The sequence below is a fragment of the Mycoplasma wenyonii str. Massachusetts genome (assembly GCF_000277795.1).
In the GTDB taxonomy this organism is placed as follows: Bacteria; Bacillota_I; Bacilli_A; order Mycoplasmatales; family Mycoplasmoidaceae; genus Eperythrozoon_A; species Eperythrozoon_A wenyonii.
The window spans coordinates 52,492-75,160 of the sequence record NC_018149.1 but is presented as its reverse complement, the minus strand read 5'-3'; the positions used below and the strand labels follow the sequence as shown (position 1 = coordinate 75,160).

Annotated in this window: 22 protein-coding genes and 1 tRNA gene; 11 read left to right on the top strand and 12 right to left on the bottom strand. The window is 33.8% G+C overall.

The genetic code is table 4. The features are described from left to right. The first annotated feature begins 4 nt into the window (after positions 1-4). The 4 genes from WEN_RS00395 to WEN_RS00380 all read left to right on the top strand — a co-directional run bounded on the left by WEN_RS00395 (position 5) and on the right by WEN_RS00380 (position 5,354). Complete coding sequence (locus WEN_RS00395; protein ID WP_043911228.1) at positions 5-1,564, top strand: amidase family protein; 1,560 nt, start codon at positions 5-7, stop codon at positions 1,562-1,564. Position 1,565: 1 nt separating this feature from the next. Beyond that, a complete protein-coding gene (locus WEN_RS00390; RefSeq protein ID WP_014849588.1) occupies positions 1,566-3,218 on the top strand; it encodes an aspartyl/glutamyl-tRNA amidotransferase subunit B in 1,653 nt (550 codons plus the stop codon). Positions 3,219-3,314: 96 nt separating this feature from the next. Next, the gene (gene ptsP, locus WEN_RS00385; protein ID WP_014849587.1) at positions 3,315-5,057 is read left to right on the top strand and encodes a phosphoenolpyruvate--protein phosphotransferase; all 1,743 of its coding nucleotides are present in this window, start codon (positions 3,315-3,317) and stop codon (positions 5,055-5,057) included. A 27-nt stretch (positions 5,058-5,084) separates the two neighbouring features. Continuing rightward, positions 5,085-5,354 (top strand): hypothetical protein, encoded by a 270-nt coding sequence (locus WEN_RS00380; RefSeq protein WP_014849586.1) that lies wholly within the window; start codon positions 5,085-5,087, stop codon positions 5,352-5,354. A 28-nt stretch (positions 5,355-5,382) separates the two neighbouring features. Here WEN_RS00380 and WEN_RS00375 read toward each other — a convergent pair whose 3' ends face one another. From WEN_RS00375 to tsf, 3 genes are all read right to left on the bottom strand, one after another. Further along, positions 5,383-7,203 carry a ribonuclease J gene (locus WEN_RS00375; protein ID WP_014849585.1) on the bottom strand — a complete coding sequence of 607 codons (1,821 nt, stop codon included), beginning with the start codon at positions 7,201-7,203 and terminating at the stop codon, positions 5,383-5,385. A gap of 47 nt (positions 7,204-7,250) precedes the next feature. After that, on the bottom strand, positions 7,251-8,879 hold the full coding sequence (locus WEN_RS00370; protein ID WP_014849584.1) for a sigma-70 family RNA polymerase sigma factor: 1,629 nt from the start codon (positions 8,877-8,879) through the stop codon (positions 7,251-7,253). Positions 8,880-9,039: 160 nt separating this feature from the next. Continuing rightward, positions 9,040-9,924 (bottom strand): translation elongation factor Ts, encoded by an 885-nt coding sequence (gene tsf / locus WEN_RS00365; protein WP_014849583.1) that lies wholly within the window; start codon positions 9,922-9,924, stop codon positions 9,040-9,042. A 31-nt stretch (positions 9,925-9,955) separates the two neighbouring features. Between tsf and WEN_RS00360 the strand changes: the two genes are divergently transcribed. Next, a complete protein-coding gene (locus WEN_RS00360) occupies positions 9,956-10,876 on the top strand; it encodes a hypothetical protein (protein WP_014849582.1) in 921 nt (306 codons plus the stop codon). A 4-nt stretch (positions 10,877-10,880) separates the two neighbouring features. Here WEN_RS00360 and infC read toward each other — a convergent pair whose 3' ends face one another. Beyond that, complete coding sequence (infC, locus tag WEN_RS00355; RefSeq protein WP_014849581.1) at positions 10,881-11,396, bottom strand: translation initiation factor IF-3; 516 nt, start codon at positions 11,394-11,396, stop codon at positions 10,881-10,883. Positions 11,397-11,490: 94 nt separating this feature from the next. Between infC and WEN_RS00350 the strand changes: the two genes are divergently transcribed. Next, a tRNA-Leu gene (locus tag WEN_RS00350) sits at positions 11,491-11,578 on the top strand. 6 nt (positions 11,579-11,584) lie between these two features. Here the strand turns inward: WEN_RS00350 and rpoE are convergent. From rpoE to WEN_RS00330, 6 genes are all read right to left on the bottom strand, one after another. Beyond that, positions 11,585-12,106, bottom strand: coding sequence for a DNA-directed RNA polymerase subunit delta (rpoE, locus tag WEN_RS00345; RefSeq protein WP_014849580.1), 522 nt, complete (start codon positions 12,104-12,106; stop codon positions 11,585-11,587). Then, positions 12,106-13,470, bottom strand: a complete 1,365-nt coding sequence (locus tag WEN_RS00340) for an HD domain-containing protein (protein WP_014849579.1) — start codon at positions 13,468-13,470, stop codon at positions 12,106-12,108. Before WEN_RS00340 ends, rpoE begins: the two co-directional genes overlap by 1 nt. A 49-nt stretch (positions 13,471-13,519) precedes the next feature. Beyond that, on the bottom strand, positions 13,520-13,645 hold the full coding sequence (locus WEN_RS03905) for a hypothetical protein (RefSeq protein WP_274506144.1): 126 nt from the start codon (positions 13,643-13,645) through the stop codon (positions 13,520-13,522). Positions 13,646-13,698: 53 nt separating this feature from the next. Then, positions 13,699-13,851, bottom strand: a complete 153-nt coding sequence (locus WEN_RS03705; RefSeq protein WP_158308810.1) for a hypothetical protein — start codon at positions 13,849-13,851, stop codon at positions 13,699-13,701. 35 nt (positions 13,852-13,886) lie between these two features. Further along, complete coding sequence (locus WEN_RS00335; RefSeq protein WP_014849578.1) at positions 13,887-14,324, bottom strand: hypothetical protein; 438 nt, start codon at positions 14,322-14,324, stop codon at positions 13,887-13,889. A gap of 209 nt (positions 14,325-14,533) precedes the next feature. Continuing rightward, positions 14,534-15,058 carry a hypothetical protein gene (locus WEN_RS00330; RefSeq protein WP_043911225.1) on the bottom strand — a complete coding sequence of 175 codons (525 nt, stop codon included), beginning with the start codon at positions 15,056-15,058 and terminating at the stop codon, positions 14,534-14,536. A gap of 195 nt (positions 15,059-15,253) precedes the next feature. Between WEN_RS00330 and WEN_RS00325 the strand changes: the two genes are divergently transcribed. Both WEN_RS00325 and WEN_RS00320 read left to right on the top strand, forming a co-directional pair. Next, the gene (locus tag WEN_RS00325) at positions 15,254-15,691 is read left to right on the top strand and encodes a hypothetical protein (protein ID WP_148267977.1); all 438 of its coding nucleotides are present in this window, start codon (positions 15,254-15,256) and stop codon (positions 15,689-15,691) included. Continuing rightward, complete coding sequence (locus WEN_RS00320) at positions 15,669-15,896, top strand: hypothetical protein (protein WP_148267976.1); 228 nt, start codon at positions 15,669-15,671, stop codon at positions 15,894-15,896. The genes WEN_RS00325 and WEN_RS00320 overlap by 23 nt, the downstream gene beginning before the upstream one ends. Before the next feature lie 183 nt (positions 15,897-16,079). On the opposite strand, the gene WEN_RS00315 is transcribed toward WEN_RS00320, so the two are convergent. Then, positions 16,080-17,048 (bottom strand): hypothetical protein, encoded by a 969-nt coding sequence (locus WEN_RS00315; protein ID WP_014849574.1) that lies wholly within the window; start codon positions 17,046-17,048, stop codon positions 16,080-16,082. 431 nt (positions 17,049-17,479) lie between these two features. Continuing rightward, positions 17,480-18,985, bottom strand: a complete 1,506-nt coding sequence (locus WEN_RS00310) for a phosphoribosyltransferase (protein ID WP_158308809.1) — start codon at positions 18,983-18,985, stop codon at positions 17,480-17,482. Between the two features lie 212 nt (positions 18,986-19,197). Here WEN_RS00310 and WEN_RS00305 point away from each other — a divergent pair, with 212 nt between their 5' ends. The 3 genes from WEN_RS00305 (at position 19,198) to WEN_RS00295 (ending at position 21,920) form a co-directional block, all read left to right on the top strand. Then, positions 19,198-20,283: a guanosine monophosphate reductase gene (locus tag WEN_RS00305; protein WP_014849572.1), complete on the top strand. Its 1,086-nt coding sequence runs from the start codon at positions 19,198-19,200 to the stop codon at positions 20,281-20,283. 57 nt (positions 20,284-20,340) lie between these two features. Further along, a complete protein-coding gene (locus WEN_RS00300) occupies positions 20,341-21,087 on the top strand; it encodes a phosphorylase family protein (RefSeq protein ID WP_014849571.1) in 747 nt (248 codons plus the stop codon). 83 nt (positions 21,088-21,170) lie between these two features. Continuing rightward, positions 21,171-21,920 carry an alkaline phosphatase family protein gene (locus tag WEN_RS00295; RefSeq protein ID WP_014849570.1) on the top strand — a complete coding sequence of 250 codons (750 nt, stop codon included), beginning with the start codon at positions 21,171-21,173 and terminating at the stop codon, positions 21,918-21,920. The last annotated feature ends 749 nt before the right edge of the window (positions 21,921-22,669 follow it).

The following is a 22,669-nucleotide window of genomic DNA, read 5'->3' as shown; positions in this document are numbered from 1 at the left end:
GCCTCTGATTAACAAACAACTAACACAACAAGTTTTAGACATCCTAAGAGATAATAGCAGTAAGCTATTATCTTCTATTCCCTCTGAAGCTGTTATAGAGTCTGATGAAAGCTGAAAAGATAAAGCAAGAGAGAACTTCCCTCTCATTAAGTGACAACGAGTTAGATCTCTTGTATTCCCTTCAAAGAAACAACCAATTAGAAGTTTGGTTTTCTCCCTTAAGAACTCTATCTATATCAAAGACAAATTATCTTCTGGGGGTTCTGATTCCTTGTTGTATCATCATCCCCCTTTCTCAGCAACTATATACGAAAGATTAGTTCAAGCAGGAGCTATTCACATCTGTTCATCTGCACTAGATGAATTTGGAATGGGAAGTGCAGGAGTCTTCTGTAATACAGGAATACTAGGTAATCCATATGATGAAGATAGAATTTGTGGGGGTTCAAGTTCAGGAGCGGCTTATCTAGTTAGTAAAGGTTTAGTTGACTTCGCAATAGGAACAGATACTGGAGGTTCAATAAGAACCCCAGCATCTTATTGTTCTATATATGGCTTTAAACCTTCTTTTGGGCTAGTTTCTAGAGAAGGAATACTCCCTCTCTGTACCTTACTAGATACTCCATCTATTATCTCTAACTCTGTTGGAGTTATTGCAGGGGTCTTAAGTGTTATTTCAGGGCCAGATCCTTTAGATCTAACTACCTTAAAGAGTCAAAGAAGAGACTTTCACAAATTCCCAAAAAAACCCTTAAAGTCTTATCTTTCTGAAGATAAACCAGAGAAATTCAGCTTTGTAGTAATTAAAGAATTACTGCAATATCCAGAAGGTAGAACTCTCTCTCAACAAGAATTAGAGCTTAAAAAGAATTACTACAACCTACTTAATAGACTCAAGCAAGAACCTTCTTGTCAGTTAAGCTCTGAAAGTTTTGGTTGAATTCCCCTTGATCTAGCTGAACTAACCTATAAGATCATTGCCTACAGTGAGTTAATAACTCACTATTTCTCTCTTAATGGAATAGTCACTCCTTGGTTAGGAGTTAAGGGTGATAACTCAGAAAATCTAGGTAGATCAATAGTTAATAAGAAAGCTTTAAAAGGCTTTCAAGTCTCAGATGACTACAAAGAAAAGTCACAAATACTGAGAGATAGAATGGGTAGAGAAGTTCAACTAAGACATCTAGTAGGTTATTTCTTTCTATATCAATCAAACTATCAAGATATATACCTAAATGCTAGAAAGCTAATGTCTGTATATGTTGAAAAGATGAACAATATCTTTTCAAGGGGAAAGATATTAGTCTCTCCTACAACCCCAACAATAGCTCCATTACTAGCTACTTACTCTAATGACTATCAAGTAGACAACTTTAGTTCTGCACTACTAATGTCTAACTTTAGTGGAGCTCCTGCTATCTCTATTCCTTGACTAGAGTATGAAGCTAAAGTACACTCTAAGGCTTCAGTGGTATATATTGGACTTCATTTGACTTGCAAGAGAGGAGAAGATCAATATTTACTCTCTGCAGTTAAATTCTTAGAGTCAAATAATCTACTTTAGATTGGAGGGAGAGTTACAAACTAACTTTCAGTTCAAGATTGGGTTAGAGATCCATTTAGCTTTAAACACTGAATATAAAGCCTTTTCCGTTACTCGAATAGAAGATACTTCCTATACCTCTTTGGGACTTATTGGAACACTTCCACAGATAAATACCTCTGCTATTAAGTCTGCTTACAAAATGGCTTGAGCTTTAAATACTGTTATTCCTAAAGAGTTAACTTTTGAGAGAAAGTCCTACTTTTACTTTGATCTCCCTAGAGGTTATCAACTAACTCAACACTCAAACCCTATAGGTAAAGGGGGTTATATCTTTTTACCTAACTTAAAGCAAAAGATAAGTATTAGCTCTGTTGCTTTAGAAGAAGACACTGCAGCTCATTCATCTTATGATGGTCCTCAAAAGAACTACCAATTATCTCTGCAAAGACTAGGAGTTCCTCTAATAGAAATAGTTACTGAGCCAGAGCTAAAGAGTGCTGAAGAGGCCATAGAGTGTGTAAAGATAATTAGATTTCTCTCTTTTCTCTTAAAGCTCTCTAAAGCGGAGTTAGAGAGTGGTCAATTAAGAGTTGATCTAAATGTCTCTTTAATTGATGAGTATGGAGAGGCAAGAACGGGTAGAGCTGAGATAAAGAACTTAGCTTCTTATAAGGCTATTGAACAAGCTACTGTTCAGATCAAGAAACACTTTATTGAAAAGATGACTAAAGGAGAAGAAGATATCTTTGCCAATGAAACTTTTAGCTGAATAGAGAGTGAATCTAGATTGGTTCGATCTAGAAGTAAGATGTCTGAAGCAGACTACTTATTCATTCCTGAGAGTTGTATTCCAGCTATTAAGTTATCTGTAGAAGAGAAAGAAGAGTTAATTTTTGAGGCTAATCAAGATCAACTAAATAATGCTATTAAGGGGATAGAAAGTAGTAAGTTGGCTGAGAGAGAAAGACAAGAGATTGTAGCTGGGTATGACTTCTTTTGAGAGTGTTATAGAGTGCAACAAATACTTAAAGATTGAGCTAACTCTTATTTTGTACTCAAGATCTTTCAGTCTATTAAGGGAAGTGAAAAAGCTTTTGAAAACCTAGTTAATTTCTTAACTAAGTTAGTAGAAGAGCTATATAAGTCATACAGGATAACTGAATTTAAGTTCAATAACTGAAAGATAAGAGAGTGTTGTAAGAAACTTATTTCTCCTATGGCTGATATAGAGCAAGTTGTTGAATTCTATCTCTCTCTACCAACTATTGGAAAAGAACAAATAGTTGAGCTTTGTCACACAACTATTGATAAGGAAAAGGAGGAACTAAAGAAGATAGTTGAAAAGGAAGATAAATTAACTAACTATCTATTAGGAGTTATTAAGACTAAGTACAAAGAACAGGTAGAGATGGCTGAAGCAAAACAAATAGTTGATATGAAACTAAAGAGCTTTATAGAAAGAATTAATAGTGTTGAAGAGATTATTGAGGAAGAAAAAGAAGAAGAACCTCAATTCTCAACAGACACTATTTGAGGTAAGATGAAGCAACAAAGATTAGAAAGAAAGAAGGCCCTAGAAGCTCAACTTAAGGCGTGAGAAGAGGAAGAAAAAAGAGAAAGTGGAGAGTTAGATCAATCTAAAGAAGTGAAAGAAGAGTCTGAAGACTCTTAGTTTTTTCTTTAAATTAATATAAGTGTCTTTTTTCTTTTTTATTACTGACAAAATCTTTAATTAAAGTCTTGAAACTCTAATTCTTAGATAGCAAGAATGCTAACTCAAATTAAGGCATTAGGAATTGGAGAAGGGGTTGTAGTAGGAAAGGCTTACATACTACAAAAAGCAGAGCTTAAGTTTGAAAAAGAATCTAATACTACTCCTGATAATGAGTTCTATACCTTTCAAAGTATTGAAGAAAAAGCTCTTAAACAAATTGATCAGTTAATTACATTAGCTTCTCAAAACATCTCTGAAGAAAAAGCAGATATCTTTAGAGCCCACAAGGAAATACTTAAAGATGTAGAGATCAGAACAGAAATTAAAGAAAAGCTATTTAGTGAGAATTGCTCAATTGCTTGAGCAATTAATTCTGTATATGACAGATATGCTCAAACCTTTAAAGAGATGTCAGATAGTTACTTTCAAGAAAGAGCTGCTGATATGAATGACTTAAAAGAGAGACTATTAACAATAGCTCTTAATATCGATAGCAATGAAATCAGTGCTATTAATAGTGAATGTATAGTAGTTGCTAAAGACTTAACTCCTAGTGAAACCTCTCTACTAAACAAGAAATACATAAAGGCTTTTATTACTGAGTTAGGAGGAGTTACTAGTCACTCTGCTATCATGGCTAAGACTATGGGCTTTCCCGCTATAGTCTCTGCAAAAGATGCACTAGAAGTTATTAAACAAGGAGAAACAATTGCTGTAGATGCTAGCTCAGGAATTGTATATCTAAATCTAGATTCAAATGAACAACTATTAAAGGAGTTACAAATGAGAGAGCAAAAGTTTGAAGAAACTAAGTTAATTTGAGAAAACTACAAATCTAAGAAATGTAAGACCTTGGATGGTAAGAATATTCCTATCTTAGGAAATATTGGACAACCTTCCGATATGTCTAAGGTTAGAGAGTTTGGGGGAGAAGGGGTTGGACTCTTTAGAACAGAGTTTCTATATATGAAAAGTAGAGATTGACCTTCAGAAGAGATTCAATACTCTGCTTACAGAAAGACTCTTATGGATCTACATGATGACGAAAGCTTAACCATCAGAACTCTAGATATAGGGGGAGATAAACACTTAGACTACTATGAGTTCCCAGAAGAAATGAATCCTTTCTTAGGTTACAGAGCTATAAGAATGAGTCTTAATGAGAGAGAACAATTTATAGCTCAATTAAGAGCTATATTGAGAGCTAGTGCAGATGGAAATATAAAGATTATGTTTCCTATGATTACTACCTTTGAGGAATTCATTGAGGCTAAGAGAATGGTTGTGGAAGTAAAACATCAACTAGAGGTTGAGGGTCATAAATTAGCAGACAAGATTCCTGTAGGTTTAATGATTGAAGTTCCAGGAGCTGCCTTGATCTCTAAACAACTTGCTAAAGTTGCTGATTTCTTCTCTATTGGTTCCAATGACTTAATTCAATATACAAATGCAGTAGATAGAATGTCTGAGAATGTAAACAATCTTTATCAACCAAACTCACCTGGAGTTTTGAGAATACTAAATATGGTTGTTAAGAATGCTAATGAGGCGAAGATAGAAGTTAGTGTTTGTGGTGAAATGGCTAGCTCTCCTCAATCAGCAGTGCTATTAATTGGAATGGGAGTTGATAAGCTGTCTATGTCTGCCTCTTCAATTCCTATGATTAAGAGAGTCTTAAATAATATAAGCTTCTCAGAGGCCGAAAAGTTAGTTGAACAAGCTCTAGAACTAACTACTGAAAAAGAAGTAGTTGAAATGGTTAATAAATACTTAGAAAGTAATAATATACTTCTTTAACACTTAAGCTTTACTTACTAGTAATTAATGAATATCTTCTTTAAGTTATTAGCTATTGGTGGTGTAGGTGGTAGTATTGGTGGAATTGCTTATTTGTCTCAACAGGAGTACACAAATGTTCATGCAGGTGCTGTTGTAGAGAAAAAAGAATCACAAATTGGTGATGGAGGAGTAGATGTTAAAAAACAACCTGGTGAAAAAGCTCCTGCGACAGAAGCGAGGCAAGGGCAGAACGGAGCATCAAGCGGGGGAGGCGGTAGTTCAGGGGCAACAAGCAGTTCAAGCGAGTCCAGCTAAATAACTTCCTTTAGAACTACTTAACTAACTAAGACTTAGTTGTTTGTTGTTCATTAGATTTATAGTCAGCTGTTATAGAGTCTTCTCATAACTTAGAGTATTCAATATCTTCCACCACAATAACTGTTTTAGGTACTTTTTGATTCTTTCTGTTAGTAGAGAAAAACTCTTCTACTAAAGAGCTAACAGATTTAGAGACACTTTCTTTATTAAGTTCAAAAGTAAGGTTTTTTAAGAGATACTCTACTTTTTGTCTTATTAATCTATTTAGATCTCTGAATAGATCTACAGAGATAGAAAAAGAAAGAGAGCCAATAGTAGAGATAGGAGAGATAGAGTGAATTACCTTAGTTTTTAAACAAAGAGCTATAGAGACAACTAATAGTCCATGAGAAGCTAAGTGAGTTCTTTCATCTAAGATCTCTTTTCCTTTATCAGTTAATTTGTTCTCTATTACATAAAAGGCTTGAGAGAACTTTAGATCTTTCTCAGGAGCTCTTTTTACTTCTCTATTAGTTAACTCTAGTCTGGAACCATTCTTCAATATAAAAATATTGTCTTTATTGACAATATTCAACTCAACTACATTTCTTTTGAGATCATGTAACATCTTCTTTTCTCCGTGAATAGGTGCAAGGTATTTCGGAGAGATAAAGGAAATGAATAGTTGTTGTTCTAGCTTGGTTGCGTGACCAGAGGCATGTATTCTGCACTCACTGGAATTTAAGTGAATATTGCAACCAGTCTTATAGAGTCTGTTAACTAATTCATTAATAGCTTGTTTATTTCCTGGAATGGCATTAGAAGAAAAGATAATATCATCTGTTGGTTTCAGAGAGATAAAAGGATGAGAACCTTTAGAGATAATACTTAGTGCGGAGGATTCTTCTCCTTGGGAGCCTGTACAGATAATTAAGACTTGATCGTCAGGAATAGAATCTAGTTCTTGAGCTGAAACCATACTATTCTTGAGATCATAGTTATTTAGTAGTCCAGCTGCCTGTGAACACTTCAAGCTACTTTCAATTGATCTACCAAAGATAGCTATTCTTCTCCCTTTAGAGTTAGCTAACTTAACTATTTCTTCTATTCTTCCTAGGTTAGAAGCGAAGAAGGTAATTATTATTCTTCCCTTAGCTGAAGAGATAATATTCTTCAGCTCTTGAATAATAGTTAGTTCACTTTCATTGAATCCAGGTTGTGCAGCTGCAGTGGACTCACAGAGAAGCAAGTCTACTTCTCTAGAACCTATATTTATAAGTCTTTGAAAGGCTTTGCTATTTATCTTGTTCTTTAAGTCAAATCTGAAGTCACCACTGAAAGCTATATAACCATTAGGGGTTGAGATAGAAAAACCAAATGAGTCTGGAATTGAGTGATTTACCTCGAAGAAATCTATTCCAAAGTATTTAGTAAAGAATAGAGAAGAAGAGTTATAGACAACCATCTTAGGTTCATAAGTTGGTTTGTGTTCTTCTATCTTTTTCTTTATTAGCTCTGAAGCTAATGCAGGGGCATATATTACAGGAATATCTATTCTATTTAAGAGGTGAACAATACCTCCTATGTGGTCTTCATGCCCGTGAGTTATAAACAAGCCGACTATTTTTGACTTCTCTTTAATTAAGTACTCTAGATTAGCAACTAAACCAGTAACTCCAGGTTGAGTTTGTTTATTCCCAAACTTAATTCCAAAGTCTAGTATTAGTATTTCTTCTTTGTGTTCTATGCAGTAACAGTTTTTACCTATCTCTTCTATTCCCCCTAATCCGAAGAAATAAGTGCTATCAGTGCATTTGTGATTTCTAGCTTCAAAAATATGTTGTTCTATGGTGTGACAAGAAGACATATCTAATTAGTTAGCTAGAAAAGCTAACTAGTTGAGAAAGACTTAACTTAATAGTCAGTTCCAGAAAAGAAAGATAGTAGAGAACTATCTAACTCTTCAGTTCTGGCTTTGTGTTTCAACTTTTTGAGTGCAGAGCTTTCTGTATGTTTTACTCAATCAATTAATTTCTTAGTTGTGGTATTGTGACCCCCTCTACCTCCAGCGGTTTCTGACTTCTTTCTCTTTGACCCTTTTTTAGTTTCTAATTCTGGAGAGTCTTTCAAAGCCTTTCCTTTAAGTAAGTTTTGGTATTTTGAATCTTTTAACAATAGCAAAGCTATTTCTTCATGTGTTCTAGCTGATTGATTATTTAAACCATAAAGTCAAGAAATTATTTGATATTCTTCTTTGCTAAGTGCTTCTTTAATAAAAATATCTAGTTTTTCTCCTGCGAGACTTCTAGCGGCTAAGCTCTCAGGATTAATCTCATCTTCATCACTAACAAAGTCTGCAAAGTTAGAGTTTTCATTGCTAGAAATAGGTTTATCTAGCGAGACTAGATCAACATTAATCTTTTTGATCTCACTAATCTTTCTGGGAGTGTATTGAGTTCCATATTTTTGCATCTCAACAGAAAGTTCTTCTAGAGTGGGAGTGTGTCCATTCTTCAGTATTAGATCTTTTTCTGCTTTAACTAACTTATTAATTACTTCCATCATATGAACTGGAATTCTGATGATCTTGGATTGGTCAGCAATAGATCTAGTAATAGCTTGTCTTATCCACCAAGTTGCATAAGTTGAGAACTTATTACCAAATTTGTAGTCAAACTTAGTAATAGCTTTTCTCAGCCCAAAGACTCCTTCTTGGATAAGGTCTCCAAGACTAAATCCACAATTTAAATATTTCTTCGCAACAGAGATAACTAGTCTTAAGTTAGAGGTCATTAATTGTTTCTCTGCGAAACCTCTTTTTTCAGGGATATCCATTAATTGAGCTATTTGTTTTTCTTCATCTGCAGTCAACATCTTAGAGAAACAAAGAGTAGATAAGAAAGATTTAGATGAGTCACTCATCTTATCTTTTGTAGTTGAGGCGTGATAGTACTTAAAGCTAGATATGTTCTCATCTTGAACATCTAAGTGATCTGCTTGTTCCTCTGGAGTTAATTCAGTAATTTTGATCTCATTCTTGGTTAATCTGAGAGCGAGAGTATCTCAAACTTCATCAGGAATAAGTTCAAGATCTTCTAGTACTAATAAAAGCTCTTCCTCAGAGATTTTGTTCTTACCTCTTCTGGGCTTAGTTGCTTGGTTAAAGACTACAGCTCAAATAGAAGTAAATAGACCTTTATTGCTCTTAGTCTTAGCTTTTTTATTACCAGCCTCTAAAACAAAAACTTTCTCGAAGTTATTTGTTTCAGCTTTCTTTAAAGCTTGAATGGCTAGTACTTTTTCTTTTATAGATTCAAGCTTTTCTAGATTGTGCTTATAGAGTTTCTTTTCCTCAGGAGTTGATATTTTTGAGCTAGTTCTTGTTGTTTTAGCTGTCTCATCTGTAGTCTTTGTAGTCTTCTTTACTACCTTTTTGGTAGTTTTAGATTTAGTAGATTTGGTTGTGGTGGTTTTTTTAGCTTTAGTTGTAGAAGGTTTGATTTTCGTTACTTGTGTTTCAGTACTTTCAACTTTTGTAACCATACCTAAATAAAGATTATTCCAAAGAGAGAAAGTAAAGGAATAAAAATTATAGATCTATGTTTTATTTCTTTAATTTAGAAATGCAGGAGAATCTGTAATTGACACTTTATTTTCTCTCTACTTTCTTATCCCCTCCTTCTGGATTCTAATGCTTTCTGAGCTAAAGTGCTATCTTTTTTGCTCAAATAGGAGTTAAATCAAATTTTTCTAAGATAGAAGACATCTTAGTGGAGGAATCTAAGATAAATGCTTGTTCTGTGAAGGTTACTTCTCCAGCTCTCTTAGGTATTTGTTTCTCTACTATTTGCTCTACATTCTTTAAGCTAGGATTCTTCTTTAACATGCTCTCTTTAAGTGCTTCTGATTCTTTAGAGATTCACTCTTGGGTCACATCTTCTTTAGTTAGAAATAGAGAGTCTGTTCCTGCTAAGTGAATAATTAGTTTTCTTATCTCTTTTAGCTCTTCTTCACTGAACTCTGAGTAACTCTTAGAGTTAGCTTTAAGGGTTAGTAAAGCTGTTAATTGTGCATTGTAGTGGGTGTAACTAAGAGTAAAGTAACTTTCTTTTTTCTCAGATACTCAACACTCTCCCAGCTTAATTTCTTCTTTAGTAATGGAAGAAACAGTAGCTATCTTCTCTTCTACAGAGAGATTATCTGTAGTAGACTTCAGCTCTAATAGTTCTGATTGATTTATTACGAAAGAGGGAAATTCTGACTTCTTAGAGTATTCAGATAATACAATCTCTCCTATTTCTTTTTGTAGATTTACAAAAGACTGGGAGTTGGTAACAAAATCTGTTTGAGCTCTTAAATGAACTATTGCACCAAAAGATAGATCTGAAGGGCTAACTGCTAGTAATCTTCCTTCTGGTAGAGAACTATCTCCTTGATTGTTGGATTTAGCTTTTAAGATACTTTGTTTAAATAGGAGCTTTTTAGCTTCTTCAAAATTATTGTTAGATTCTTGTAGAGCTTTAATACAAGAAGAAAAAGGAGCTAGTGTTTCTTTTCTTAGTTTTGCGATTAACTCCTTATTGGACATAACAGAAAATTAACTTGATTGTAATAATATAGTGGGCTTGCAAGCTGGGTTTTTAAAAATCCTTGGTGTTATTGGAATACCAACTTCAGTTATCTTTCCCGTACTAGCTACTCAAGATAAGGGATTAAAGGTAATTACTTTAGAAGGTAGTGGCTCTCTATTTGAACCTATACAGCAACTAATTAAAGATAGTGACACAACTGTTAGTGTTATACCTACTGGTTCTGCAGGAGGAAGAGAATCATTAGAAGAGGGAATCTCTGATTTTGCTTTAACTTCTCTTTCTAAATCAGGGAATAATGGATATCAAGAAGCTAGACTAGCTGATGATCCTATTTCTTTGATTTACAAAAGTGAAACGAAGTGTGATGCTTTGAAGGGTAATGGCAATCAAAATGGTGACTTACTGGACAAGTTATTACAAAATGGCAATAATTGCAAAGAGCTAGTTTTTTTTATTAGAGAGGGGGGGCATGAGAGATCTAATCTAAATAAGACTGTATTTAAGGAAAAAATAAAGGATCAAATTGATAAAGATATTCAGGTAATAGAGATTCCTGAGAATAACTTCTTAGCTCTCGAGAGATTTAGTCAAAATAGCAACCTAGATGCAGTAATCTTCTTACCTTCTTCTTTTTACGAACAAAACAAAGATTGACTGCAGGGTTATAAAGAGATCAAGTTAAAGGGGACTCAATCAACAAATAACAGCCCAAAACTGCAAAAAGAGCTGAACTTAGTTTTTAAGAAAGAAAAGGTTAATGAAGAAAATAACGGACTTAAAAACTTATTTACTAAGTTGTTATTAAAGACAAAGGATTTAAAGGATTCTTTTAAGTTAAGCCCTCAGAGTTATTGTCAATCCAATGGGAAAAGTGAGCCGAAGTGTAATGGGGACACAACAGAAAGTCCAAAAGATATCAAAACAATTCTCAATGGAGATAGTAAATAAATTCTTACTTCTTATTCTCTGTTAGTGGGTGGAAAGTACAAGAGTATTGAGAGGGACTAACTAGCTTTAGGAGATCTGCAGGTTTTCCTTCTTCTTTCACTAACTCACTGAATTTCTCAAATAAATTCTTTGCCACTATAGCCTTAGTTTCAGAGATCTCGTAGGGAGTTCTGATAATCAGTTGAACTTTTTCACCAGAACCTAGTCAATCTCTGGTTTTCTTAACCTTTCACTTGAGATCGTGTTCATCTATCTTTAGCTTCAAAGTAATGGATTTGAGCTTAGTAGGAGCTTTGCTCTTCTCCTTCTTAGCTGATTGATAGTTAAGTCTGGATTGCTCTCTTTGAAACTCACTGTAATTAAGTAACTTAACTACTGGAGGATCTATTCTGTTATTGACTAGTACTAAATCTAGTTGTTTTTGTTTTGCAATACTAAACATCTCTTCTCTACTAACAACTCTAGAGTTACCTTCTCCCTCGACCAATCTAAATGTATCCCCTTGTATCTCATCATTCAATAAGTGATTTTTTAGAGCTTTAATGGTCTTTCTAGAACCTAAACAAGATATTTCTTAATGAGAAAAAAATATTAAAAGATTAATCTAAATATAGGCTCTTATGGTGGAATTGGCAGACACGGTAGCCTCAAGAGCTACTGATATTTGATATCGTCCCAGTTCGAGTCTGGGTAGGAGCACCATATTGTTTACTCATAGTTATCTTCATCATCCTCACTTTCTTGTGGTCTTGTAGAGGCAGGGATAACCATATCTTCATCTAGATTTACTTCTTCAGTTTCAATAGGTTGAGTATCTTTTTCTTGCGCCTCTACTACTGTAGCTATTGTGTCAGTAGGTTCGGGTAGAGCACTCTTTCTTCCTCTACCTCTCTTCTTAACTTCTACCTTTTCCTTGGCCTCTCCTTCAGCAGATTCAGGTTCCTTTAGTTGAACATCTTGAGCTCTCTTACCTATTTCTTTTAGATATTCGTTGTAGTCCATAAACTCTCTCAGCCTTCATTGTTGATTACCTACATACACAAATCTAGGATCAATTAATAGTTCAGTATAGAAAGCTCCTATTCAGTTCTCTATACTATCCTTTCTGAACTCTTTAGCTACTGATCAAGTCTTTGCTCACAAAGCTGCAAAGTTGAAACTAGTGTTGCCGAAATTATCTTTAGCTGACTCATAAGCAATATTCATTAAATCTCTAGTGCTGTGTCTCACTAACTAAGAGAGTTTAGAGTTTTTTCACACTTAACTTTAAATTCTATTCACTCTTTATTTAATTGTTTAGTAATTAATACAAAGTAAGTGGTGCTCTTATTAGTTGCGGGAAGTATTAACTCTACTTGCTTGAATTCCTTAGATTCTCAATCTAAGTACTCTAGAGTTTGAGTTCTATCTACTTCATTTATCTCCGCAATTAATGAGAATATCTCTGTAATTAAGACAATGTCTTGTTCTCTATTTTCAGAGAATTTCTGAAACTCTTTTAACTCTTCTGTTCTCATTCTTGTTAGTATGTGCTTACTATCTTCTGAATATCCCTTAAAGAGTAGTAGTAAAGAATAGAGAGTCTCTGCTCCTAAACTATTCTTTTCTAGTTCTAGGAATAACTCATCTATTCTAGCTAACATACTATAGTCATTTAGTTTCAAAAACTCCGAGAGCTTTCACTTGCCTGGCTCTTCAAAGAATAGGGGTAAGAATAAGTCATAAAAACTATTATCTTTAAACCTACTATTGAAGCTTTTCTTTAACTCTCTGAGAATAGCTAATAGCATTGCTTGATAAGAACAAGCAGATAAGTTACCATATATCTCCTTGTGCATATAGTCTCTTGAGAGAAGGAGAGAACATCTTTGATAGTTAGCTTTCTCTAGAAAACACAACTTTCTAGTTCCATTAAGTCTTAATAATCTAGTTCACTTAATGATTAGATTGGTATCTATAGAAAGAGTGAAACTACCGCAGAAGTATTTATCTCTGAGCAGATAGTCTAGTCTATCTACATCTATCTTTGAGGCTATTAACTCTTCTATTCACTCTCTTCCACTCTTTTTAGAGAGAATCTTGACTATTTCTTCAGGAAAGTAACTTTCTTCTTTCCCGTGTACCTTAGATCTCTCTGAGAGTAATTCATATAATTTGGAGTCTTTATTTAGTATTAGTTGTCTAGTCATTTGTTCGTGAGAGAAGTCCGGAAGGAATTTCTCAAAGAAATGAGAAAAGGGGCCATGTCCGATGTCATGTAATAGAGCGGTAGATAAACACAAGTCAATTTCTAGTTGGTCTTCTAGAGAGCTTAGATCACCTAGAGAGAGAAAGTGATTAATGAATTTAGAGGTTAGAGCATAAACACCTAAAGAATGAGAGAGTCTTGTGTGAGTTGCTCCGGGAAAGTTCTCTCTCAGAAAGCCTAATTGACTAATCTCTCTAAGTCTTTGAAATTCAACTGTATTAAGTAGGGAATAGAGTCAGAAAGAATTACCCTCAAAGGTTATTTCTCCATGTATAGGATCTTTAATAAAAGGTCAGCCTCCCGCTCTGGGTAGTTCTAAATGGATCTTTGAAAAAGATCTTGACAATTAAAGAATTAAGAACTAACTGTTAATTATCTAATTCTTAAATGTGGTATTAGCTGAAGTTAAAGTTTGGGTTGTCTCACATTACGATTTTGGTTGGATTAGTAACAGTAACAGGTTCTGTTGAGACATTCAATTCTTTTGCGGCAGCAACACCAGCAAAGCCCGCCACAAACATAGGTATGAAATATTTAATTGGCAACATCATAGTAACTAAATTATTTTACTCATTTATTGACCAGGTGACATCGCATTAATTCACTGAGGTTCTTTTCCAGTTCAAATAATGTTTGAGGGAGGAGATTTATCCAAAGCTTGTGCCGCGAGAACGCCAGCAAATCCACTAACAAACATAGGAATGAAATACTTAATAGGTAACATCATAGTCTTTAAGAAAAATTAAAGAATATTTTACAAAGCTATTTAGTTGTAGTGAAATCAAAGATCATAGATGAGAGTAGTCCTTCTTTTGGACCAATACACTTAAACATCTTCTTGTTTCCATTAGTAGTCACTAACTTACATTCAGCATCTTGCTCTTGTTTCACTGGCGCTGGAAGATTTAAAGAGTAAGCACTTAAATCTTTTATTGCCCCTTTTGGTCTTACTTTTTCCTCAGATTCTCCAAATAACTCTTTTTCTATCTTTGTCTGTAATACCTTTACATAATCTTTTCGGGAATTTCTTCTTCTCATTGGATTGGAGTTAATGCTTGATTCCATTGGGTTCAGATAAAAAGATACTTTCAAGTCTGAGGAGCTAGAGAAATGGTTGGTAATTAATGTAGAAATAACAGGTATTATGGCAGAAACTAAGGAAGTGAAGAGACTAATTAATTTCTTAGTTGGAAATGCCATAACAACACACTAAACTGCTTATACATATCTAATTTCTGAACAAAACCAAATATATTGTACTTACCTTTTTTAACCTAAAGAAAGTGCTTTTGGTCTGTGGAAATCATGTTTATTTATTCTTTGTCGAATGAAGTTGAATTTGACAGCAAGACAAGTTTTTTAGAAGTAAAAATGGGGAAATCATTTTGCCAAAAGATCGTTTCTATTTATTAGCGAGTGCTTTTAGACAATATGTCTCCTCTTATTTCATATCGGGTCAAATCAATAAATAGTTTGTTGCCACAATTTAATTTCCAAGTGTTTGTGACTTGTCCATCTATCTTTTTACATTTACTTTTCAGTCCCCCTTTTCCGAGAATATGCAGGGTCGACAAAACATGATTTTTTTCCTGAACCCCGCTCAACGGCTCTTTCTTTTTATCTTTTTTCAGCTCTACAATCACATCACCTCCAATATAGCTACCTGGACTGGAAGAAACGACTTGATCTATTTCTGATACAGTTACCGCTTCTCCTCCTCTATCGACAATATAGTAACTTAAGTATTTTTGAATTTCACAGACAATTAAATCTTTTTTATTTATTTCGGCGGCAGATAGCAAAAGATAACAGTGTTCTTTTAATGTTTGGGGAGAAACGACTCCTTCTTTTAAGAAATTATTTATAGAATTGCCGAAACAATCATAGAGAAAAGCTCCAGCGGGAATTGAAACTGTTCCCGCAAGACCAGCCATACTCAAAATTTTCAAAAAAGTGAATGAAACCACTTGAAGCTCCCTTAATGGAATTTAAATTTACTCAATTTAATGTTCAATGCTCTAAAAAATTAAGTTATCTGCTTTCGCCTTTGTAGCTAAAGTTTGCACACGTTTTCATTCTCGAAAGAAAGAAAAAAATTTTTAAAACTCCTAATTCTCTCTGGAGTTGCAATGGGTGGGGCTGGTTTAGGAATGTCCCTCATACCTTTTTCAAAATTATTTGGCAAAGATAATAAAAAGAAGATTGGAAGTTGATATCCGAGGTTTGTATTAGGCTCTAATAATGATGGTCGAGAATTATTTATCGAAGCAGAAGAATTACTTAAGCGAGGGGGCGGAGAAATACCTTTTGAAAAGATGATTATGAAATATGGAACAAAACAATTATTAACTTATGATGTTTTAGTTAAAGGATGTGAAGGCGGGGACAAATATCATATTGCTAGACATGTTTGAGATACAGAATATCAATTAGATAGTGGACAAAAAATATTTTGAGATCAAATGGGCCAAAATAGTTGTTCAAAATTACAAAATTTAAAAACTGCTCTCCAATTGAATTTCACTAAAAAGACAAATGGAAATAGTGCTGGGGGGGGGCACTTCTAGTCACAAAATTATCTCCATACAAAAATGTTGCTTAAAGTGAAAGAGAAGGGGAGAGGGAGATGATTTAGAAAATATAGAAATTAATTGCAAGGGAGGAACGAATGAATCGGAAAAAGAAGAAGCGGAAGATTTAAGTTTAGTTTTGAGTAAACATGCCTATAAGACTCACTACTTGCCCTCTAATTTAAGTAGAAAAAATAGTTAATTACTTTAGTAACTTATTTAGCAGGAAGATATATAAAGTAAGAACGTTGATTTAAAGCGCTTGATTCATGTTGTGCTGATTTAGTCACAGAATCGTTGCAATGCATTGCCACTACAGCTCCAACTACACCTGCAAATATCATGGGAAAAAAATATTTGATTGGTAACATAATAGATTAACTAACTATCTCTTAATTTGCAGATTAACTATTGGTTTAGAGCCTTCTCCTCAGCTCATAGTATTTCCAAAACTATCTTTTAAGCCATTCAGTGTAAGTTCAATATTTTCAATATTGTCATAAATCACATTCTTAATTGTGTCTTTTACATGTAAAGCTTTGCCTTGAGTTGCCGAACTTTCTTCACTAAATAAACTAGTCGCATTTTCTTCTTTGCCGTTTTTTATCCAGAAATAAACATTGCTCGTTACAAAATATCCACGATCTTCGCACCCCTGTTTCATTTTTGAAATGACTTTATGTCTTGGATTTCCGACAATTTTAGGAGCAATAACTCCAAGCTTAGTATTTTGTCCCCTCCATTCGACGGTAAAATCTTGTTGCAACGCAAGCATTAAATTATATCCTCTATTAGAGCAAACGGGCTTATCGTCTTTTCTTTGCGTTACATGTTTCAATTCCAATGCACTTCCGCCAGAAGAAGAGTCTGCTTTTAATTGAGGCAATAATTTTCCGCCTTCTTCATTCAATCTAGCCACAATCATATATCCAACAACTTTTTCCCCCTCTACTCCAAGAAATTTTCAAGAAATTCCATCATTTACATCTTGAAATTCATCCTTTCTGCTATCGGCATTAATTTTTTGAGCAATCTTTACTGCTCCTTTTAAACTATTGCTTCCTCAATTTTTATCAGCGTTGATATTCTTGAAATCTACAACAACAACTCTCTCCAAACCATTATTTTTGTGCTTCTTTTTTCCTACTAATCCTAGAACAGCCTTGACATGATTATTTGTGTAAAATTTGGAACTACCTCCACTATCACTGCGAAAAACTGTTATTTTTTCTGAATCAGGTACATATCACTTTCCGCCACCCTCAAAAGCTTTTCCAAAAAAGACAAACGGGCATGCTATAGAAGCACATCCCGGCATAAATTGAAATAACTTCAATAAAGCCCCCCCCGCCACGATCTATAAAAAAATGATATTTTTGATTTTAGTTTCAAAAGCTCTTTTAGCGACGATAAATCTATAAAACTCTATTTTTTAAATCTGGCTTAAAAACATGACTTTAAGAGGTTATTGTCAAAATTTTCAAGTATTAGGGCACAAAATATAGCTTTTGCTCATCAACACATAAAAAGAGCTTTTGCTATAAGTACTAAATATTCCCAAAATAGTAATGCGGAAAGTTAATGTTTTTCAGTGGACCTCTCGAAAGAGTTTTTATTTATAAGTTTGTAATACTTGATGACGCCAATTGCCAAAAATATCTAATAAATTGTTTGCTAGAGCTTAAAAATTAGCTTGTTTCAATCTTGAGGTTTTAAAAGTTAGTTGAGGATAACAAATTAAAAATCAGCTGAATCTTATTAACTATTGCCTCAAAAAAACTTAAACTAAAGATTTTTAAATGATTCTTTAATAGGTCCCACACCATCGGCATTTCTGTGCTTGTAATTGGTATCAAAACCATACCCTACTACCCATACATCCGAAACCATACTTCCCGAGAAATCAACTTCTCCATAAACGTTCTCGGGATTAGGCTTAACAAGCAACATACATACTTTAAAGTCAATTGCTCTGGTCTTCATTCTGGCTTGTTCAAGAAACTTCTTCACAGTAATACCTCTATCTAAGATGTCATCGAATATAAGAACTCTTTTTCCATCATACTTAGAATTATCAAAGTCAATTACAACTTCTTTTGATAAATCACCGCTCATTTCATCTCCGTAGAATGAAAACTTATAAGTCACAAGATAAAGTGGAAAGTTAAGTAAGGGGATTATTTTTCCTAGTAGGATGATAGCTCCTTCAGTGAAACCGACACAACAAACAGGATCTTTTGAATTTCTATACTCAGTGTTAATCTGTTGAGCCAGTCTATAAATCATATTGTCAATTTCAGCGGCCTCGTAGAAAACCTCCTCAAATACTTCTCTTTTTCTTTCTCCATCAAATATGCTTGCATATAGCTGATTCAAAATAATTATTATTTTCTCCTTATTAATTCCTGTAACTTCTTGCTCAATTACATCATCATGAAACTTAATTGCTTGGATTATTTCTATGACAGCAGTAAATACATTATTTACCTGAATAAAAAGACTGGAATAAGTTTCAAAATCAATCGCAAATTCTGGCACTGAGCAAGAAAGGATTGAATCAATAGAATTTTCAGCTTGAGCTAATAGGTTATTGTCAATATCGGCCTGACCTTTTTCATGAAATTTTTTAATATATCGTATAACTCCTTTTGAGAGTTGGGCTAAATCTTTTGCACTTGAAATAAATCAATTTTGATTTGAAGAAGAAAAAGAAGAAACATTAAATAACTCAAGTTGCTTTGCAATAAAATTGAGCTTTTCGACAGAATAATCTTCGATAAAAAAAGACAAATCATTACCACCATTAATGGTTTCTAGATATCTTCTGGAAGTAACAAACCCTTCAAGAATAACTTTTAAGTTGCTGTAAACCAATGCAAACTGATAACCAACAGATGTGACTTTTCCATTCAAGAGCTGTAAAACTTCTTTTTTTCTAATCGCAACATCTCTAATAATGTTTCTGTAGAGATAATACTTTTTTAAAGTCTCTGAGTTATTATCTCTGATAACTTGTATTTGAGCGAAAAGCACTGCATACTTTTCGGGAATTTGAGAAAGAATATCACCGACTCTGGCAGGGAGAACAAGCATGGCCTTGCCTTTAAACTTCTCGAAAGAAGGTTCAGGAATCCTCGTAGAAAGTGAATTTAAGGCTTGTAGGGATGTGTCATATTCATAGCTATTTATTGTTTCTTTTGATCTCGCATATGCAATATGAGCGACCACAGTATCAACCCAATGTTTATTAGTAATTCCAATAGCTAAAGGAAGAGTAAATTTAGAAGACATCTCCATCCCTAGATTTCGCAGATTTAAGGAAACATTTTTAATTTAAGTTTAAATTTCATTTGCAAAATATTTCAAAAAGTCAGTTATAGTCGGAAAATTTAAAATTATAAAGAAATTAATCAAACATTTTCACTCTCGAAAATAAAGAAATAATAAATCTTCTTCAGACTTCTAACATTTATTAGGGAGGTGTAGTTAGTTAGGAGAAAAAAATGTCATATTTCAAAAACAAAATTGCTAACGCAACAACTTCTTCTTCTTTTGATGATGTGCTAATAAAACCAGCTTATTCTTCTATTTTGCCAGCTAATGTTGATCTAACTCTTAAGCTGAATGAAAAATTAAGTCTTTCGATTCCTATATTTTCTGCGGCTATGGACACAATTACTGGATACGACATGGCTCAAGCAATAACTGCTTATGGGGGGTGTGGACCTTTACATAAGAATGTTGATGCTTCAGAAAATATCGAGAACATTAAAAAGTTAAGAGGTGAATTTGGAGATAGTAAGCCTATATGTGTTTCCGTGGGGGTTAATAACACTAAAGAAGAAATAACACATATGGTTGAAGCTGGGGCGAATGTTATAGTTGTGGACTGCGCACATGCACATTCTAAAAGTGTTGGAGAGTTAGTGCAATGAATTTCTCAAAATTTCCCCTCTGTTTACCTAATAGCAGGAAATATAGTGACTGCGGAGGCGGCTCAATTCTTGGTAGAAAGGGGGGCAAATGCAGTCAAGGTGGGGATTGGATGTGGTTCTATTTGTACAACCAGAATAGTCACTGGTATTGGAAGAGGACAAATAGATGCAATAGCGGAAGTTGCAGATTACTGCAAAGATAAGGGAATATTGGTAATTGCAGATGGAGGAATTAGATCTACAGGAGAAATAGTAAAAGCAATAGCTTGTGGAGCTGATGCAGTTATGTTGGGAAATATCATTGCCGGAACAGATGAATGTCCTGGGGATATTGTAGAAATGGAAGGAATTAGATACAAGTACTACAGAGGCATGGGTAGCTATGGAGTTATGAGGAGTAATAATGAAGGAAGATACAATAGACATTTATTAGCTACCTGTAAAAGAGTGGCGGAGGGAATTGAAAGTTATGTAAAAGCTAAAGGGTCTGTTAAAGAAATCTTGAACTCCATTGAATGAGGAATTAAAGCTTCTTTCGGTTATTTTGGGGCAACCAATTTACAAGAAGCCAAGGAAAAGGCTGTATTTACTAGAATAACCTCTTCAACTTTAAGTAGAAGTAACTATCACAGTATAGACAAATTAATTGATTAAATGAGCCACTTTTTAGTTCATTTTTAAAATAAAAATCTTCAGAAATTCTAGTTAAATATGTCAACACCTCACAACGCGGCGCCTAAAAGTTCTATAGCAAAATACGTAATTGTTACTGGTGATCCATTGAGATGTAAGAAATTTGCGGAGACTTTCTTAAATCCCTGAAAACTTCTTAGTTCAGTCAGAAATTGTTACTGCTATACAGGGATTTATAAGGGAATAGAGATAACTATTATGAGTCATGGTATGGGTCACGGCTCCATTGGTATTTATACCTATGAGTTATTTGCTCCAGAAATTTATGACGCAGACTTAATTATTAGATGTGGTTCATCAGGGGGTATGAATGACAAAGTTAAAACTGGAGATGTAGTGGTTGTTGAAAATATTAGAACCAACTCTAACTATGGTGAATGATTAAATATGCCTCACAATAAAGAAGATACTATTAAAGTGGATTCTGAATTGGTTTCTTTAGCACATAAGTGTGCGAGAGAATTAAATATTCCTTTAATTGGTACAACCAACTGATCAACTGATAATTTTTATACTCCATACAACTTAAGAGAACAAGGGGAAAGATCTAAGTGTGACACTGTTGAAATGGAAAGTTATGTGCTAGATACCAACGCTAAGTATCACAATAAGAAAGGTTTGACTATTCTTACTGTTACTGACTGTATGAATAAAGATGGTAGTTTCTCTTCTTTAACTTGACAAGAAAGAGAACAAACTCTAAGCAATATGTTTTTGGTTGGACTTGAAGTTCTTGTGCAATACTCCAAGATGAACAAAGTTTAAGAATTTAGTAAGTTTTATAACGATTTCACTGCAGAGAATCAATGATAAAATCATACAGGATTTCGGCATTTACTTCATCGGTTATGAGTAGCTGTTCAGAAGAAGAGAAGAAGTCAGGCGCAACAGGAGCTAATAAAGTTAATTGATTAGACAGAATTAATAAGGCTATAGTATCAGGGGAATTTGCAAAATTACCAGACTTTGATCAAATGTTTGATGACATACGATTCTATGGGAATGTGAATCTACATGTTTTTATTCTTGCCTCTAGAGGAGGGGTTGTTTCTTATCTAGACCATTTATATGCCTTCTTGGAAGTTGTGAATGCTCGTGGAGCGAAACCTTTTGTGCACTTATTTAGCGATGGAAAGGATGTTCCTGAGAAACAATTTATAAATGATCTTCCTGAAATAGAAGGAAAAATAAAGGCACATAATGCGATGCTTGCCTCTATCTCCGGAAGATTCTTTGCTATGGATACAAATTTAATGTGAGATCGAACAGATAGAGTAGCTAAAGCCTTTAATAAAGAAAAGGGGACTCCCATCTTTAAATCTGCAGAAGAGTATGTAAAGGCACAATATTCAAGTACTTCAGATCAATGAATAGTTCCTGCAATTTCTGAAGATTATGTGGCAAGTTCAGCCTTAAAGAAAAATGATGTATTTGTAAATCTAAATTTCGACTATCTAGGAACTAGACAACTATGCCATACATTAGTTGGTTCCGGTGATTTATATGTACATGACTTAAGATCTCTTCCTCATTTGGTTTTGTATGAAATGGTGGATGATCCTAGAATGTTTATTTCTGGACATCTCTTTAGGTGATAAGTTGAAGTTGTTTAAATAAGAAGTCTTTTAGATGTTTTTTGTCATTCACAAACACTTTTTTGATTAGACAACAAATTTCGGGAGGAAGATTTAGTTAAAGACTTATAAAACAAATAAAATTTATTGGTTAGTTACTTGATTACTGTGGGGTTAAAGTTATTCGATCACTTTAATCCTTTGTCTGCGGAAAAATAAATTTTTATTGAACAACCCCTATAACCATTTTGTTCATTTTTGTCGCAGTTGTCTAAAGAAAATTTAACCTCTGTAATATTTACCTCGTTTTCACATGATCTAATAAATAATAGATTCTGTAGTATTTCATTTCTTTATATTTTCAAACTCAAAAATAGGTTTATTGCAAATTTTCTCATTTCCATAATCATAAGCATCAGCGCCTCCACCAGCCTTATCTAGTCTATTATTTGTAGTTTCTTTATTTACTGATAAAGAAAACCTAGTTTGTTCTTGGCTACCACCAATATTGATTTTTTGGTGTAAATCTTTCTCTTTATATCTTTCAGACTTTATAATCTTTTTTCTCGGCCCTTTACATAATTTCCTTTCCCTTTCAATTGAAGTTCAGTTTCATTTTCAACCCGAGAAACACCTTCTTTAAATGTAAAGTAAATTGATAAATCTAAATTAAATTATTTTCTTCATTTCCTTTTTCTTCCATCTTTGGTTTTTGACTGCAAATAAATAGAATTTTTTTTAGCACTTGCTATTCAAACATACTCAGGATCTCA